At 70.0% G+C, this 14,966-nt stretch carries 6 protein-coding genes; 5 read left to right on the top strand and 1 reads right to left on the bottom strand.

From position 1 onward, the window contains the following. The first annotated feature begins 67 nt into the window (after positions 1–67). The 5 genes from ACYQ2W_RS03755 to ACYQ2W_RS03735 all read left to right on the top strand — a co-directional run bounded on the left by ACYQ2W_RS03755 (position 68) and on the right by ACYQ2W_RS03735 (position 13,943). The gene (locus ACYQ2W_RS03755; protein WP_459863365.1) at positions 68–4,690 is read left to right on the top strand and encodes a non-ribosomal peptide synthetase; all 4,623 of its coding nucleotides are present in this window, start codon (positions 68–70) and stop codon (positions 4,688–4,690) included. Continuing rightward, the gene (locus ACYQ2W_RS03750; RefSeq protein WP_459863363.1) at positions 4,687–4,830 is read left to right on the top strand and encodes a hypothetical protein; all 144 of its coding nucleotides are present in this window, start codon (positions 4,687–4,689) and stop codon (positions 4,828–4,830) included. Before ACYQ2W_RS03755 ends, ACYQ2W_RS03750 begins: the two co-directional genes overlap by 4 nt. 158 nt (positions 4,831–4,988) lie before the next feature. Beyond that, the gene (locus ACYQ2W_RS03745; protein WP_459863361.1) at positions 4,989–7,613 is read left to right on the top strand and encodes a PI-PLC domain-containing protein; all 2,625 of its coding nucleotides are present in this window, start codon (positions 4,989–4,991) and stop codon (positions 7,611–7,613) included. A 298-nt stretch (positions 7,614–7,911) separates the two neighbouring features. Further along, complete coding sequence (locus ACYQ2W_RS03740; RefSeq protein ID WP_459863359.1) at positions 7,912–8,079, top strand: hypothetical protein; 168 nt, start codon at positions 7,912–7,914, stop codon at positions 8,077–8,079. Beyond that, entirely contained in the window at positions 8,076–13,943 is a 5,868-nt protein-coding gene (locus ACYQ2W_RS03735; protein ID WP_459863357.1) for a non-ribosomal peptide synthetase, read from the top strand. Before ACYQ2W_RS03740 ends, ACYQ2W_RS03735 begins: the two co-directional genes overlap by 4 nt. Before the next feature lie 352 nt (positions 13,944–14,295). Here ACYQ2W_RS03735 and ACYQ2W_RS03730 read toward each other — a convergent pair. Further along, on the bottom strand, positions 14,296–14,966 hold a 671-nt coding region (locus ACYQ2W_RS03730), incomplete at its 5' end, for a sigma 54-interacting transcriptional regulator (RefSeq protein ID WP_459863355.1).

Below are 14,966 nucleotides of genomic sequence, written 5' to 3'. Positions count from 1 at the left end.
CGTCGATCGATACGCAGCTTGGCGACGTGGTGGAGTCGGCGGATAAGGTGCAAGAGGTGGGGGTGTTGTGAGTGCGGTGAGCGAGCTGCTACAGGCGCTGCGTGATGCCGGGGTGCGCCTCTCCCTCGACGGTGGCGAGTTGCGCTACAAGGCGCCGCGCGGCGCCCTGACGCCGTTGCTGCGCGAGCGTCTGAAGGCCCACAAGGAGGAGGTGGTGCGGCTGCTCGCCCGGCCGGCGGAGGAGGGGACCCTGCCCGAGGCGCGGCCCGACCCGGCGCACCGCCACGACCCCTTCCCCCTCACCGATATCCAGCACGCCTACTGGGTGGGGCGCTCCTCCGAGATCGAGCTGGGCAACGTCGCCACCCACTCCTACCTGGAAGTGGACGCGTCTGACCTCGACTTGGCGCGTCTGGAGGCGGCCTGGAACCGTCTGGTGGTGCGCCACCCGATGATGCGCATGGTGATCCTCCCCGACGGCAGCCAGCGGGTGCTGGAGGAGGTTCCACTCTACCGCATCGCCGTCGAGGACCTTCGTGGATTGGAACCCGCGGAGCGGGCGGCGCGGCTGGCGGGGCGGGCGGCGGAGATGTCTCACCAGAAGCTCTCCAGCGAGGAGTGGCCGCTGTTCGAGATCCGCGCCTCGCGCACCGTAGGGACGGCGCTGCGGCTGCACATCAGTGTCGACTTCCTGATGGCCGACACCACCAGCCTGCAGATCATCTTCGACGAGTGGAACCGCCTCTATCGCGAGCCGGATGCGCCGCTGCCACCGTTGAACCTCACCTTCCGCGACTACGTCCTTGCCGAGCGCCGCTTGCGCGACCTGCCGGTCTACGCCGCGGCACGCGACTACTGGCTTGCGCGCGTCGACACCCTGCCGCCGGCCCCGCAGCTCCCCCTCGCCGTGGACCCGGCCACCCTCGCCGCGCCGCGCTTCGCCGGGCGCACCGCCTACCTGCCGGCGGCGCGTTGGAGCCGGCTGCGCGAGCGGGCGAAGGACCATGACGTCACCCCCTCGGCGGCGCTGATGACCGCCTTCGGCGACGTGCTGGCGGCGTGGAGTGAGGCGCCGCGCTTTGTTCTCAACCTCACCCTGTTCCAGCGCCTGCCGCTGCACCCGGAGGTGGAGCGGATCGTCGGCGACTTCACCTCGCTCAACCTGCTGGAGGTGGATGCCGCAGTGAGCGAGCGCTTCGCCGAACGGGCGCGGGCGCTGCAAAAGCGGCTATGGTCCGACCTCGAACATCGTGCCTTCAGCGGCGTCGAGGTGATGCGCGAACTCAACCGCCGCAGCGGCGGCGGCCCCGGCGCGCGGATGCCGGTGGTCTTCACCTCCGCCTTCGGCATCGGCGCGCAGGGGGGGGAGGAGACTCCGTTCTTCGGAACCCCGGGGGAGACGGTGAGCCAGACCCCCCAGGTGTGGATCGATCACCAGGCGAGTGAGCGGGACGGAGCGCTGAAGACCACCTGGGATGCGGTCGCCGACCTCTTCCCGGAGGGACTGCTGGACGCGATGTTCGGCGCCTATGGGGAACTGCTGGAGCGGCTGGCGGAGGACGAGCGGGCGTGGAGCGAGCCCTCGGTGCCGCTCACGCCCGAGGCGGATCGGGCGATCGCTGCGGCGGTCAACGTTACCGCCGGGCCGTTGAGTGATGCGACCCTGCCGGGGCTGGTGCTGGCGCAGGCGGCGCGCACCCCGGAGGCGACGGCGGTGATCGACCCTGAGAGGACGCTGACCTACGGCGAGCTGGTGGAGCTGGCCGGGCGGGTGGCCGGCGCGGTGCGTGCCGCCGGAATCGAGCCCGGCGAGCCGGTGGCGGTGAGCCTGGAGCGGGGCTGGGGTCAGGTGGTGGCGACCCTCGGGGTGATGCTCGCCGGGGCCTCCTATGTGCCGGTGGACCCCGGACTGCCCGAGGCGCGGCGCCACCAGTTGCTGGCGCGCGCCGGGGCACGGCTGGTCCTTTGTGAAGCCGGGGCGGAGGGTGCGGTCTGGCCCGAGGGGATCGTCCCCCTGAGTTTCCCGCAGGCGCTCGCAAGCGAGTCCCTCGCCGGGCCTGTCGATATCGACCCGGACGGCCTTGCCTACCTCATCTACACCTCCGGCTCCACCGGCGAGCCCAAGGGGGTGATGATCGCCCACCGCGCGGCGGTCAACACCCTGCTCGACGTCAACGCCCGCTTCGGCCTGGGGGCGGAGGATCGCGTCATCGCCCTCTCGGCCTTGAGCTTCGACCTCTCGGTCTACGACCTCTTCGCCACTTTGGCCGCAGGCGGTGCGGTGGTCACCGTGCCGGAGGCGGCGGCGCGTGAGCCGCAACGCTGGGTCGAGTTGCTGGTGGCCCACCGGGTCACCGTCTGGAATACGGTGCCGGCGCTGATGGAGCTGCTGGTCGACCACCTGGAGCGGCAGGGCTGTTCGCTCCCCACCGCGCTGCGCCTGGTGTTGCTGAGCGGCGATTGGATTCCCACCACCCTGCCCGGACGCATCCGCGCCCTGTGGCCGGCGGCGCGGGTGATCGGCCTCGGCGGTGCCACCGAAGGGGCCGTCTGGTCCATCTTCCACGAGATCGACGCCGTCGATCCGGGTTGGAGCAGCATCCCCTACGGCCGTCCCCTGACCAACCAAACCATCCACATCCTCGACGCCGCCGGCACGGAGCGCCCGCTGCACGTGCCGGGCGAGCTGTACATCGGCGGTGCCGGCGTGGCCATAGGCTACTGGCGGGATGCCGAGCGCACCGCCGCCGCCTTCATCGACCGCGACGGCGAGCGGCTCTACCGCACCGGCGACCTGGGGCGGCGGTTGGCCGATGGCACCATCGAGCTGCTCGGTCGGGTCGACTTCCAGGTAAAAATCAATGGCTACCGGGTGGAACTGGGAGAGATCGAGGAGGAGCTGGAGTCGCACCCCGGGGTGTCGCGGGCGGCGGTGACCGCGGTGGGTCCGGCGCGGGGTGCGCGGCGGCTGGTGGGTCATGTGGTGGTGGCGGAGGCGGCGAGCGGCGCGCCGGTGGAGCGTGAGGCGGTGGATGAGGCACTCGCGGAAGGGTGGTGGAACGCCGCCCTGAGCTCGGGCCGCGCGGCGGAGGGGGCGCTGCCGGTCGACGAGCGCGAGGCGCTGGTCGCGGTCAGGGCCGAGATGGAGCGGCTGGCGACGGCGGCGCTGTGCCGCACGCTGCGGGCGCTGGGGCTGTTCCAGCGTGTGGGCGAGCGCCACACGGCGGCGGGGATCGTGGCGACCCACGGGTTGCAGGAGCGCTACACCAAGCTGGTGGGACAGTGGCTGGAGGCGCTCGCGGAGGAGGGGCTGCTGGTGCGCGAGGGCGAGGGGTTCGCGGCCCCGGCGGCGCTGCCGGACCTCTCCTTGGGTGAGCCCCGCGAACGGGTGGCCGCGGCGCTGCAACGCTGGCCGGAGTCAGCCCCCGCCATCGACTACTTCGAGCGTGCCCTGGAGAGCCACCTGGCGCTACTGCGCGGCACGGCCGATCCCCTGGAACTGCTCTTCCCCGGCGGCGAGACCGAGCGGGCGCTCGGCATCTATCAGCTCAACGCCGTGGCGGAGTTCCAGAACCGGATCGCCGCCGAGACCCTCGCCGCCTTCGTCGCGGCACGCCAAAGCGAAGGGGGCGGACCGCTGCGCATCCTCGAGGTAGGCGCCGGCACCGGCGGGACCACCGCGACCCTGCTGCCGGCGCTGCCCATGGAGGGGGTCGAATACCACTACACCGACCTCTCCACCTTCTTCCTGGAGCGGGCGCGGGCGCGTTTTGCCGCCTACCCCTACCTGACCTTCGGCCTGCTCGACGTGGACCGCGATCCGCTCCACCAGGGCTACGCGGCCCACGGCTACCACGCGGTGATCGCCTCCAACGTGCTCCACGACGCGCGCCACATCGGCCGCTCCCTCGGCCACCTGCGCCGCCTGCTCGCCCCCGGCGGGCTCGCCCTGGTACTGGAGAGCACCCGCAACAGCCGCCTGCAGATGGCCACCGTCGGCTTCATCGAGGGCTTCAGCGCCTATGAGGACGAGCGCCTGGAAACCAACCTGCCGCTGCTGCCGGCCGCCGCCTGGGAGCGGCTGCTCAACGCCTCCGGCTTCACCGCCTGTACCTCGCTGCCATCGCAGGAGAGCTCCGCCGCAGCCCTCGACATCCACGTCATCGCCGCCCGTGCCCCCGCCACCGTCCACCGCTTCGCCCCGGAGCGGCTGCGCGACCACCTCTCCGCGCGCCTGCCGGCGCACATGGTGCCGGGCGTGATCCACGCCTGGGAGCGCCTGCCCCTCACCGCCAACGGCAAGCTCGACCGCCACGCCCTCGACGCCGTGGCCGAGGGGGGTGTCGAGCTGGGGGAGGGCGCGGCGACGCCGCCGCGCACCCCGCTGGAGGGGGAGATCCTCGCCCTGTGGGAGGAGGTGCTCGGCCGCCGGCCGGGGGAGGGCGCGATCGGGGTCGACCGCTCCTTCTTTGCGGTGGGCGGGGACTCGCTGCTCGCCACCATGCTGGTGTCGCGCCTCAATACGGATCTCGGTGTGGAGCTGAACCTGCGCACCCTGTTCGAGGCGCTGACGGTGGCGGAGCAGGCCGAGCGGGTGGAGAACCTGCGCTGGAGCCGTGCGGCAGCAGACGCGCCGGCCGGCGAGGGGCCGGAGGGGGCGGAGGAGGGACTGGAGACGTTGGAGCTGTGATCCCCGAACGCGTGCCTGAGCGCCCCACCGGGGCCGACCCGCTCGACGCCCTGCTGAGCGAACTCCGTCGCCGCGGCGTCACCCTGCACGCCGTGGCTCAAGCGGAGCCCGAATACGGGGTCGATCAGCGGGTCGGTTGATGAGCGGCGCGCGAGGGGTCCTCATCGGTCGCGGTTAGCCGTCATCCGGAATTTTCCCTAACCGGTCGGATTTCCTATCCATACGGAGCGGTGGTTGAGTTGACGTCCTGATTGCAGGACGGGAAAATCGAGCCGGGATCCAGGGAAGAACAAAAAGGATGATGGATATGGCTATGGTTCGGGAGCCTGGGGTACCAGGCGCGGCGTCTGATGCTTCGCAATCGCAAGGCAAACCCCTACCTCCGGGGGAATGGACCGTCCCGCTGTCGGAAACCGGTTCACTTTGGAACGCCCTCGTCACCCTCGAAAACACCGCCTATGTGCTGTCGAACGGGACCGTGTCGGCGGTCTCGCTGCAGACCCGAACGGTGGTGGGCACCTTCACCCCCACGGTGGCGGCAGGCATGCCGGCGACGGTTAATGCCGGCGCCTCGTTGCAGGCGTTGCCCAACGGTTCAGCGCTGATCTATGCGGTGGCCCTGCCGGCCAATCCCTACAACAGCGAAGCCACCATTACCGTGTTTTCGCTCGACTCCGCCACCATGAAGGCCAACTGGCAAGTTGCTCTGTGGTCGATTCCCACGATCACCTACCAGGACGCCTATTCCGTCGCCATGGTCCCACTGGTCTGTCGCGACGAGGTGATCTATGTGGGGGCACCGCAGAGCGTGACTCTGCTCGATCCGGCCACCGGCTCCGTGCTGTCCCAGGGCGGCAGCCTGGCCAGCGGCCCCAAGGTTCAGCCCTACACCGCCATGGCCCTGGCCCCAAACGGCGAGGCGCTGTGCCTTGTCAGTCAGGATTCCGTGCAGGTGTTCCCGTGCGTGAGCAGCGGCGGCACGCCGGCGCTGGAGTCCCCCGACTCCTTCACCCTCACCCCGGTCACCCCGCCCTCGACCAACGCGCCATTCTCCTGCTGTCCCTCGGTGGTGGCCGGCGTCAATGGCTTCTACGTGGGCTATGCCTCGCAGCTTACCCTGGTGGCCTCGATGCCCCAGATAAGGTTCAAACGCTTTCATTGGAATAAACGCCGGAACTGCTGGAGTCCGAAATGGTCTCAGCCGCTCCTCCGGCCCGCAGGCCAGCCCGGGCGTCCGATCCAACTGGCCCTCAGCCGCAACGGCAGCACCCTGTACGGCTATAGTGTCGGTACCGCCTATGGCTTCGATCCCATCCAAGGAAAGCTGTCGTGGTCGGTCGGCGTGCCGTCGGACGCCTACGGCGCCGCGCCCTACGCCGCACCGGATGGCTGCTGCATTGCTGCGGCGCTCGGTCCGACCTGCCAGCTCACCTACATCCCTGACGCGCACAGCGAAACCGCTATCCGCACCAGCGTCGCGTCCTACAACAGCACGCTCGGGCTGCCCGCCCTGGCCTGGGCCGGTAACGGCGATGCCACACTGCTGGTGGCCGGGGGCACCGGCTTGTTCGGACTCCCCGCCGCCGCGGTGCGAACCCTGCCCTTCTCCCCACCCCGTATCTCGGGGGCCCCGCCACCGTCGTGGGCCCCCACCGTCGCGACCACGCCGCCGGGGCCGTGGATGAGCAAGATGGCCGGCCTGATCGGGTCCATTCCGCTGTGCCAGTTGTCGATTCCGGGCACCCACGATTCGGGCACCTTCATGATCACCTCGTCCTCGGCCACCGGGTTGGACGCGGACGACGGGCCGGGCACGACCGCCGCCAACCGTGCCAAGTCCGTCGTCGCGCCCTGGGCCAAGGCTCAGGGCCAAGACTTCTGCGGCCAGTTGAGCAGCGGCATCCGCTACCTGGACCTGCGGCTGCAGCGCGATGATTACGGCGGCTACCAACTCACCCACACCCTGGTGTCCACCTCCCTGGAGACCCTGTTCTCGCAGGTGGAGGGGTTCTACAGTACCCCCGGCTATGCCAACGAGATCCTAATCCTGGATTTCCAGCACTTCTACGGCTTCTGCGAGAAGGTCATCTACGAGCTGGCGGCCAAGATCCGCGACCGCGACCTGCTTTCGGCGCAGGGCAAAAAGGATCTTGATGAAGAGCTGAAGAAACGCGATCTGAACGAACAGAAAATCCAGGAGATGATTGCCACCGGCCGCGCCAGAATGGAAGCACTGGTGGAGACCATCGCCCTCCGTCTGGGCGGCCTGCAGATCCCCGAGGCGCCCATTGGCGAGCCGATACCGGCCATTTCCGGGCCGCCGCCCGGCACCACCGGCCACCTGATCAACGCCTCGGCCGGCCTGGGGGTCACCCCCAACGCCATCTGGAATACCACGGGTCGCCTAATTGTCCTTTGGGGCGACGACGACAATACCGACTACAGCCGGCATCCCTATCTGTGGCCGCGCCACTCGATGTTGACCTCCATGTGGCCGAACACCTCCAACATGGATGTTCTATACGACCGCCTCAATACCGAAGTCCACACCAGCCACGATACCTTCTGGGTGGTGCAGGGGCTGTTCACCCCCGACGGTGGCGACATCGCCAAGGATATCGCCGATAGCGCCGCCACCTACGTTGCCATCGGCGGCTGGCTGATCCCCGGGATCGGTCCGCTGGTGGGCGGCGTGACCTCCATCTACAAGATCTACGAGTACGCCAAGGGAGATCACCCCTACTCGTCGTTGGAGGACATGGCCAAGGACGTTAATCCCAAGGTAGATGAATGGCTGCTGGGCCCCTGGCGTGGGTTGGGCATCAATATCGTGATCGTCGACTGGAGTAACATCACCCGGTTCGCCCAGACGGTGATCGCCCTCAACCAGCGCTTCGGGAGCTACTCCGGGACGGGGTCGTAGGAGCGCCATAGACCCGGATGCCACCATCCGGATCGCCATCCTTTCAGCATCCCTGCCAAATCGGATACCGGAATCTTCGGCGGCACCATGACCAGCAAATGAGTCGTTCAACTGGCAGAGCCGTTGAACTTTGGTCACGTCCTCAGGGCGTGGTTTTCTACGTTCTCAATAAATGACCCCAAATGGTGCCGCGTCGCGGCCCGTCTTCAGATGGCATCAGCGCCCGACTGGTCCGCCGATTGTTCCCCGGGGATCGGGGGGAGTGGCAATTGGCGTCCGGTAAAGGGATGATCGGTTTATGCGCGTCACCTTGGTCAAGCCGAGCATATCCGGTACCCGGACGATCCTCGCCCTGTGGAAAGAGGTGGAGAACCCGCGCGGGAGCCGTGCCGCCGCCGAAGCGCCGGCCGGCGAGGGGCCGGAGGGAGCGGGAGCGGAGGCAGGACTGGAGACGTTGGAGCGGTGATCCCCGAGCGCGTGCCCGAGCGCCCCACCGGGGGCGCCCCGCTCCACGCCCTGCTGAGCGAGCTCCGCCGCCGCGGCGCCACCCTGCGCGCCGAGGGCGACCACCTGCAGATCAGCGCCCCGCCCGGCGCCCTCGACGACGCCCTCAAGGCGCGCCTCAAGGCGCACAAGGCGGCGATCCTCGCCTTCCTCTCCGGCGGCGCGGGGGAGGGTGGTCTGCCACCCCTCACCCGTCACCCCGGCCCCGGCGACGACGCGCCCCTCGCCTACGCCCAGCGCCGCCTGTGGTTCCTCGATCGCCTCACCGGCGGCGCCAACCCCTTCTACAACATCCCCGCCGCCCTCGACCTGCATGGCCCCCTGGACCGCGACGCCCTACGCCGCGCCCTGCACGCCCTGGGCGAGCGCCACCCGCAGCTCCTCGCCCGCTTCGTCGAGGTGGCGGAGAAGCCCCGCCTGCGCATCCCCGCGGGGAGCCGCATCGAGCTGGCCGAGGAGACGGTGGCCGACGAGGACGCGGCACAGCGCCGCTGCGAGGAGGAGGCGCGGCGCCCCTTCGACCTGGCCGCCGAGGCGCCGATGCGGGCGCGGCTGATTCGTTTGAAGGAGGAACACCACCACATCCTCTTCCTCAACACCCACCACATCGTCTCCGACGGCTGGTCCATGGCGCTGCTGGTGCGCGACCTCTCCGCCCTCTACAACGCCTTCGCCGCAGGCGCGCCCGATCCCCTGCCGCCGCTGCCGGTGGCCTACACCGACTTCTCCCGCTGGCAGCGGGGCTGGCTGAGCGGCGAGCGGCTGGAGCGGGAGATCGCCTACTGGGAGGAGGCGCTGGCGGGGGCGCCGCCGGTGCTCGACCTGCCCGCCGACCGGCCGCGGCCCAAGGAGTCGAGCCACCGCGGCGGTACCGTGGCGGTGCGCCTGCCGGCCGCCACCGGCCGGCGCCTGCACCGCTTCGCCGAGGCCCACGGCGCCACCCCCTTCATGGTGCTGCTGGCGCTCTTTCAGCTCCTCCTTTTCCGCCTCACCGGCCGGCGCGACCTGCTGGTGGGGAGCCCGGTGGCCAACCGCCGGGTGGCCGAGCTGGAGGGGCTGGTCGGCCTCTTCGCCAACACCCTGGCGCTGCGCGGCCGGATCGACCCGGAGGAGGGCTTCGCCGAGCTGCTGGCGCGGGTGCGCGGCACCACCCTGGGGGCCCAGGAGCACCAGGACCTCCCCTTCGAGATGCTGGTGGAGCGCCTCAACCCGCAACGCAGCCTTGACCGCATGCCGCTGGTGCAGGTCGCCTTCGCCCTGCAGAACGCGCCGCAGCGCGATTTCGACCTGCGCGGCCTGGCGGTGAACCCGCGGTCGCTGGAGTACGGGGCGGTGCGCTTCGATCTGGAGGTCCACCTCTGGGAGCGGGCCGGCGAGCCGATCCAGGGCTCCTGGATCTACGCCACCGACCTCTTCGAGCGGGCCAGCGTCGAGCGCTGGGCGCGCCACTTCGAGCGGTTGCTGGAGGCGGCCCTGGCGGACCCGTTACGGCCGGTGGGGGAGCTGCCGCTGATCACCGCGGCCGAGCGCGAGGCGCTGCTGCGACCGCCGCTGCTGGGCGCGAATGAGCCGCTGCCCTGGCCAAACCTCACCGCCGCCTTCGCCGCCACAGCCGCGGCCCACCCCGACGCCGAGGCGGTGGCCTGCGGCGACCAGCGGCTCACCTACCGCGAACTGGAGCAGCGCGCCCGCACCCTGGCGGTGCACCTGCGCGCCGCGGGGGTGGACCTCGGCACCCCGGTGGCGGTGGCGCTGGAACGCGGCGTGCAGTGGCCGGTGGCGATCCTCGGGGTGCTGATGGCGGGGGGCTGCTACGTCCCGGTCGATCCCGACTACCCGGCGGAGCGGCGCGCCTTCATCGTCGCCGACAGCGGCGCCCCGCTGGCGCTGGTGGAGGCCGCCACCGAGGCGGCGATGGCGGAGAGCGCGCCGCGCCTGCTGCGGGTGGACGGGGCGTCGGGTGAGCCGCCTGGCAGCCTGCCGAGCGATGGGGAATCGCCCCCCGTAGGTTGGGTTGAGCGCAGCGAAGCCCAACAGGCCTGCACGAGAACCGCGGCGCACGGCGTCCTGCGGCGGCGTGTTGGGCTTCGCTACCGCTCAACCCAACCTACGGGCTCTTCCCGCAGCCCGTCGGACGGCCAAGCCCGACCGGCTGCCAGTGACCCATGGACCCCGCCGGCCCTCACCCCGTCGCACCCCGCCTACGTGATCTACACCTCCGGCACCAGCGGCCGCCCCAAGGGAGTGACGGTCAGCCACGGCAACGTGCTGCGCCTCTTCCAGGGCTGCGCCGAGCGCTTCGACTTCCGCGCCGACGACGTCTGGTCGCTGTTCCACTCCTTCGCCTTCGACTTCTCGGTGTGGGAGCTGTGGGGGGCGTTGCTGCACGGCGCGCGGGTGGTGGTGGTCCCCCACTGGCAGGCGCGCTCGCCGGAGGATCTCCTCGACCTGCTGGCCGACGAGGGGGTGAGCGTGCTCAGCCAGACCCCCACCGCCTTCCGCCACCTGATGCACGCCGAGTCCGGGCTAGGCGCACGACGGCTGGAGCGGCTGCGCACGGTGGTCTTCGGCGGCGAGGCGCTGCTCCCCGCCGCGCTGGCTCCGTGGGTGGCGCGCTACGGGCTGGAGCGGCCGGCGCTGATCAATATGTACGGGATCACCGAGACCACCGTCCACGTCATCTATCACCGGATCACCGCGGCGGACCTGGAGGGGGCGGGCAGCCCCATCGGCACGCCGCTGCCGCACCTCGCGGTGGCGCTGCTCGACCCCCGCGGCAACCCGGTGCCCGACGGGGTGGCGGGCGAGCTGGTGGTGTGGGGCGGCGGCGTCGCGGCGGGCTACCGCAACCGCCCGGAACTCACCGCCGAGCGCTTCGTCGCCGCGCCGCAGGGGCAGCAGGGACGCGCCTACCGCTCCGGCGACCTGGCGCGACGGCGCGCCGACGGGGTGCTGGAGTACCTGGGTCGCGGCGACGACCAGGTGAACCTGCGCGGCTTCCGCATCGAGCCGGGCGAGGTGGAGGCGGCGCTGTGCGCCGACCCGCGGGTGGCGAGCGCCGCGGTGGTGGTGCGCGAGGTGGCCGACGGCGAGGCGCAGCTGGTGGCCTACGCGGTGCCCGCCGCCGAGGGGGCCGCGCCGCTGCGCCGCCTGCTCGCCGACCCGCCGCCGTTCGGCGCGGAAACCGGCGAGGCGGTGATCGAGCTGCCCGACGGGCTGGCGGTCTACGGCGTCAACCACGGCGAGACCGCCTTCGTCCACGCCGAGATCTTCGAGCGCGGGGTCTACCGGGCGGCCGGCGTCGTGCTGCCCGACGGCGCGCGGGTGGTGGACGCCGGGGCCAACATCGGGCTGTTCAGCCTCAGCGTCGCCCGCCAGTGCCGCGACGCCCGCATCTGGGCCTTCGAGCCGATCCCGTCGGTGCGCGCCCGCCTCGCCGCCAACCTTGCCATCCACGGGATCGAGGCGCGGATCTTCGAACAGGCGCTCTCCGACCACGCCGGCCGCGCCCGCTTCACCTTCTACCCCGGCAACTCCCTCCAATCGGGCTGCCACGCCACCGCGGAGGCCGATCGCGCGCTGATCGCCGAGACCCTGCGCCGACGCGGCCACGAGGGGGCGGCCAGCGAGTCGCTGCTCGACCGGCTGATGGAGAGCGAGGAGATCGACTGCCCGTTGGTGCGCCTCTCGGAGGTGATCCGTGCGGAGGGAATAGAGCGGATCGACCTGCTCAAGGTCGACGTCGAACGCAGCGAGGCGGAGGTGCTCGACGGCATCGACCCCGAGCACTGGCCGCACATCGCCCAACTGCTGGTGGAGGTGCACGACAGCGACGGGCGGCTCGCCGCCATCACCGCGCGCCTGTCGGGGGAGGGGTACCGCGTAGAGGTGACCCAGGACCCGGAGCTGGCCGGCACCGAACTCTACAGCGTCGCCGCCCGCCGCCCCGGCTACGCACCGCAACCCGGGGTCGCCGCCGCCGACCAGTGGAGCGCGCCGGGTCGCTGGGCGGCGGCGGTGCGCGCGGCGCTGGCCGAGCGGCTGCCGGCGCACATGGTGCCCGCCGCGGTGGTCCCCCTCGGGCGGCTGCCGCTGACCGCCAACGGCAAGCTCGACCGCGACGCCCTGCCGGCGCCGCGCCGCACCCGCGCGAGCGTCGAGGAGCTCACCGCCGAGCCGGCCGCGACGGCGCGCGAGCGGCTGATCGCCGCGGTGTGGGCCGAACTGCTCGACCTCCCCGCGGTGGGGCGCCACGACAACTTCTTCGCCCTCGGCGGGGACTCGATCCTCGCCATCCTCTCGGTCTCCCGCCTGGGGCGGGTGGGGGTGGCGGTGAGCACCCGTGAGATCTTCCTCCACCAGAGCGTGGCGGAGCTGGCCGCCGCGGTCGGCCCGGAGCGCAGCGTGCTGGCCGAGCAGGGGGTGGTGCGCGGGCCGGTGCCCGCCACCCCGATCCAGCGCTGGTTCCTCGAGCAGCCGCTGCCGCGGCGCCACCACTTCAACCAGGCGATGCGCTTCACCGCCGCCGCGCCGGTCGACGCCGAGCGGCTGGCCCGCGCCCTGGGGCTGCTGGTGGCGCACCACGACGCGCTGCGCCTCCATCTTCCCGACAGCGGCAAAGAGGAACTGGTGGTGATGCCGCCGGAGGAGACCCCGGCGGTGCCCGTGGAGCGGGTCACGGCCGACGCCGAGGGGGCGCTGCTGCGGGCGCAGGGGAGCTTCGACCTGGCGCGCCCGCCGCTGCTGCGCGCGCTGCTCATCGAGGCGCCGGATATGCCCACCCAACTGGTGCTGATCGCCCACCACCTGGTGATCGACACCGTCTCCTGGTGGGTGATCACCGACGACCTGAACGCCCTGCTCAACGCCCTCGCCGCCGGCCGCGAACCGGTGCTGCCGCCGAAGAGCAGCGGCGCGCACCAGTGGGCGGCGCGCCTCGCCGAAGAGGCGGGGGGCGACGCCCTGGCCGCCGACCGCGCCTACTGGGCGGCGCTCGCCGTGGCCCCCGCGCCCGCGCCGCTGCCGTGGGACGGCGCGGACCCCACGCGGGCCGCGACCGCCGCCGACGTCGAGCGGGTCACCCTGATCCTGAGCCCGGAGCAGAGCCGGGCGCTGAGCGAGGGGGTGGCGCCCGCCTGGGAGGTGAACCTCGGCGAACTGCTCGCCGCCGTGCTCGGCTGCGTGCTCGGCGAGTGGAGCGGGGCGCGCGAGGTGTGGCTCGACCTGGAGGGGCACGGCCGCCCCGAGCTGTTCGACGACCTGCGCCTGGAGCGCACCGTCGGCTGGTTCACCGCCCTCTATCCGGTGCGCCTCACCCTGACCGGCAGTGCGGGCGCAGAGGCCGTGCGCGCCCTCTGCGGGCAACTGCGGGCGGTACCCAACGGCGGCATCGGCTACGGCGTGCGCCGCTACCTGGCGGGCGACCCATCGGCACCCGCCGCCGCGGTGCGCTTCAACTACCTGGGCCAGGTGAGCGGCATGGCAGGTGGCGACGGCCCCCTCCAGCCGACCCCCGAGCCGGTGCCGGGCTGCCATGCCCCCGACGCGCCCCTGAGCCACCCCTTCGACGTCCTGGCCGCCACCGCCGGCCGCCACCTGCGGGTGGAGTGGGTGTTCGCGACGAGCCACCTGCGGCGCGCCACCGTCGAGGCCCTATCCGCGCGCTTCCATGCCCTGCTGGAGGCGCTGGCGGAGGGGCGTCACTTCCCGCTGGCCGATCTGAGTGGTGATCAGCTGGATGCGCTTGGTGCCCTCCTGGCGGTCGCCGATGAGACGGCGGACGATCCGTTTGCCGATTTCATGACAGAAGCCCAAGGCCCGGTGTGAGACAGATTCTTGTGCCCATATTCCTTCGGACGGGTACCGAGCACGTTGGTCATGATCATGCCGCGAAAGGGGAGGGAGCCGCCATTCGGCTTATTGAACGAAGCACCGAACATCAAGCGTGAGGGGCGCTGGTCTGACCAAGCTGAACGAAACCACTCACGCTGAATTACCACCTTGCTTCAAGAAGGCGCCGCGCTTTACCCCGCGTCCATCTCTACGCACTTGTTGACTTTTTCTTGTCTTCTTTGGGCGTATTGCAGACATCGCCAAGGCAGGCTTCTGATCTTTGAAATGCAACAATGGCAGATCCTCGCATGATGTGAGGTGGCAACTGAGTCATGGACCTAATTGTCTAATCACTTTCTCTATTGCCCTTCGCAACGTTGTAGACCGTTGTCCGTGAGCAGCCGGTCAGCTTGGCAGTAAGTATGACATTGGAAACTACGTTAAGAATGCGCATGATCAGGGCGTCGCGATCAATACCGTGACCGAATGGACTTCCTTCATGGTGGTTGAAAACATGATTGACGAGTACGGATGCTGTCTCTTCGGCATTGATCGGACCATCATTACTTGAGTTGTGTAACGCGATATTCTCGATTGCGTCACATAGCTCTCGTAGATTGCCTTTCCATAGGCATTCCGCAAGAAGAGATAACGCATCTTCGTCGAAAGTTTTAGCGGGAGATTCTGGGGAATCGCGCAAGCTGATTTCGGCAAGAAAGTGAGTGCTCAGCTTTTTGATTCCTTTCCTGTTTTCTCTTATCGGAGGCAAATAGATGCGCCAGCGGCAAAGTCGACTATATAACTTAGGCAAGAAGAGATCCCGTTCTATCATCGCGGGTAGTGATTTAGTCGTCGTGGCGATTAGGCGGAAATTGGCTTGGCGCAATTTGGTGGGTTCACCCATCCGATAGTAGGTGCCGTCATCCAACGCCCGCAATAGTTTTGATTGCACTTCCTTAGGAAGATAATCTATGTCATCCAGGATTAATGTTCCACCGTTTGCTTCATCAAGAATTC

The sequence above is a fragment of the Endothiovibrio diazotrophicus genome (assembly GCF_054657215.1).
The sequence above is the reverse complement of the archived record's forward strand: the minus strand, read 5'-3'. Positions and strand labels throughout refer to the sequence as shown.

Excerpts from the sequence above, each read along its gene's own strand:
- ACYQ2W_RS03745 (WP_459863361.1), top strand. The coding sequence starts at position 4,989 with ATGATGGATATGGCTATGGTTCGGGAGCCTGGGGTACCAGGCGCGGCG.
- ACYQ2W_RS03740 (WP_459863359.1), top strand. The coding sequence starts at position 7,912 with ATGCGCGTCACCTTGGTCAAGCCGAGCATATCCGGTACCCGGACGATC.